Annotated in this window: 1 protein-coding gene; it reads right to left on the reverse strand. The window is 38.2% G+C overall.

Annotation, left to right across the window (positions count from 1 at the left end; all coding sequences use genetic code 11):
- A partial coding sequence (locus tag ACFIO3_RS10805; protein WP_375704446.1) for a type ISP restriction/modification enzyme occupies window positions 1–3049 on the reverse strand: 3049 nt, incomplete at both ends.

Below are 3049 nucleotides of genomic sequence, written 5' to 3' on the forward strand. Positions count from 1 at the left end.
TAAATATAACGTGGAAAGCATTGACCTTTTTCTATTGCATCTAAACTAGGTAAGGCTTTATTCATCAATACAGAAAAGCCTCCCATTGCTCCTATGCCTGTAATTTGTATTACTTTATTTTCGACGATTCGTCCCATTGGGAATATACACGGCATTTGATAGACTCTATGGTTAAAAACACGACTATAGTAAAGCCATTGCTTCGTAAAAGGACGATATAGGCTTTGAATAAGACATTGATCTTCAAATTCAAAAACCTTTCCTCTTACAAACTCTTCTTTCAGACTACTACTCCAACAAATTTTTTTAGCATCAACACTAACAAAATTGTTTACAGCATTTGCACGTAACTTACGGTCAGCATGCGGATAGACATTATTAAAACGTTCCACTTCGCTATTATAGAAAGCAATCATATGACTCATGTTTTTTGCTAAAACTTCACGATTTGAGTTATATGCCCAAGCATCACGGTTAGTTTGTATACCACACGAAAAAGTTTCAAAGAGCTTTTTATTATTTTCCCTTTTCTTATTATTACCCTTTTTATCACCCAAGGTTAGAAAGCTAGCAAAACTGTCATCACGTTGATGAATCCAGTCACCATGCTTGTCTGGTGTAATGAGTTGCCAGCCTTGTTCATGGGTAATACCATCAATACTGCAAAATTCGTCAAGGATCTCAAGTTTCCTTTTAGTTGTAAGATTACTACCAATGTCGTGATAGTAAATTTTACATGATTCAGTCACATTGGGCTTTTTGATAAAGAGCGTTATAGCGATACCGGTCATACTACCATTGCCAAAAACATTTTCCCCTTCTTGAGCGTTATTTTTGTTCATCATATTTTTACGAATATCTCCCCGTAAATTAAGCACATAAATACTCGTAAATTCATTGGCTAAAGATTTTCGTAAGCAGTCCATTGTTGGCTTTTCTACATAACCAGAACCAGAAACAAAGCCGATTACTCCAGCATTATCAATACGGTCACTAGCCCAACGAATAGCACGAATATAACTATCATAAAGCGCTCGTATATTCGTTACTTTAGATTGAGCAGCGTAGGTTTCACGAATGCGATCATCTAATATCGGATAAGCTGTATTCTTTGCATTGTCGTTTTCGCTTTTTTGACCTACCGAATAAGGGGGATTGCCAAAGATAACTTCAATATTCAGCTTCTTTTGAAGTTCTAAATATTCACTGTTTTCCTCTAGTAAACCTTTCATCAAATCTTGTTTTTCAAGCATACGAAAGGTATCTGTCAAACCAATATGTTTAAAAGGAATATACTCTCCTTTCATAAGACTATGATAGGTCGATTCAATGTTAATCGCTGCTATGTAATAGGCGAGTAAAACAATCTCATTGGCGTGGATATCATGACGGAATTTATATTCCATATCCTCTGGTTTGATCAGTTTAGATTGTAAAAGCCTTGTGATAAAGGTACCCGTCCCCGTGAAAGGGTCAAGAATAGAAACACCCCGTGACCCCAAGCTTTTGCCAAACTCATTACGCAACACATCATCAACAGAATGAATGATAAAATCAACAACTTCAACGGGCGTATAAACAATCCCAAGCTTATCCGTAGTTTTCTTAAATGCCTTGGCAAAAAAGCTTTCATAAAGCGTAATAATAAGATTTTGCCTTGCTTGTGGTGTGGTAATCCCAGAAGCACGAAGCCTTACACTGTTATAAAACTCTTGTAACTCCTTGGATTCTTCATCGATATTCGTTTTATCGAGTTCTGTTAAGATTTTTTCCATGGCTTGCGAAATGGCATTGTTCTGTACAAATTCATTGCCCTCAAACAAGGCTTCAAACACAGGACGGGTGACAAGATGTTGTGCTAACATCTCAATCGCTTCCTCTTGTTTTATTTCACTGTTTAAGTTGTTCTTTAATTCCTTATGAAAGGCATCAAAAGCATGAAAGGCTTCACTGGTTTCATCAGCAAGCAAGTTTTGGAGATGCGTGATATGATTTTGTGCAATCTCAGCCACATTGCCCGCCCAATTTTCCCAATAATCCGCAATAGCAAATTTCTTTGCAAGAAGGGTTTTGAGAGCATTGGGAAACTCTTTATAAAAAGGTAATCTCATTTGCCCTTTATAACTATGCTGCGGTTCATGAGCGGCTTTTCCAATCTCAAGTCCCATATGTTCTGATTTTTCATGGATCTGGAGTTTATCCTCAACCGCGGTCATGCTCTTTAAGGCGACAATCTCCAAAGTATCACTAACATCTTGCCCTAAGATCATTTGGTTAAGGGTGATTTCAAAATTCTCATCATGAGCAAGCAAAGCATTGATCACTTGCCAGACTACCTTGTATCTCTTATTGTAGCGTAAAGCCTGTTCAGCAGAAACCCCAGCAGGGATCCCGACTGGTAAAATGATGTAGCCTCTTTTCTTGCCCTTTGCACGCCGCATGATACGCCCCACCGCCTGTATCACATCCACATGACTTTTACGCGGGTGTAAAAACATGATGGCATCAAGAGCGGGGATATCCACCCCTTCAGACAGACATCTTACATTGGTGAGCACACGACACGTATTTTCCCCCGCATCTTCCTTAAGCCAATCAAGGGCTTTATTGCGCATTTTGGCACTTTGTGTTCCATCAATATGATCAAAGGTACACTGAAGCGGCGGGGTATCTTTATAGAGTTGATGAAGATTAAATAATTCTTCCTGTATCTCTTGAGAATTGAAGGTATCACGGATACGTTCAGAAGTTTTAATGTCTTTACAAAAAGCCAAAGCCCGCCGCATAGGGTTAGGGTCATCACTTAAATCAACCTTGAGATCTATTTTGGCAAGGGCTTGATAACAGCCTATGATCTTGGTTTTATCATCAAGAATAAGTTCATAATTCTCATCGGTCATTAGATGTTGAATGGATTGACTTACTTCTTCTTCATTAACACCCAAAACAATAATCTTATAAGGTGCTAAAAGTTCATTCTGAACGGCTTTTGAGAAAGTATAGGTATAAAGCTCTTTTCCATAGAGCTCTTCATCATCCATAGACGCTA

The sequence above is a fragment of the Bartonella sp. AD328YNZD genome (genome assembly GCF_042196425.1).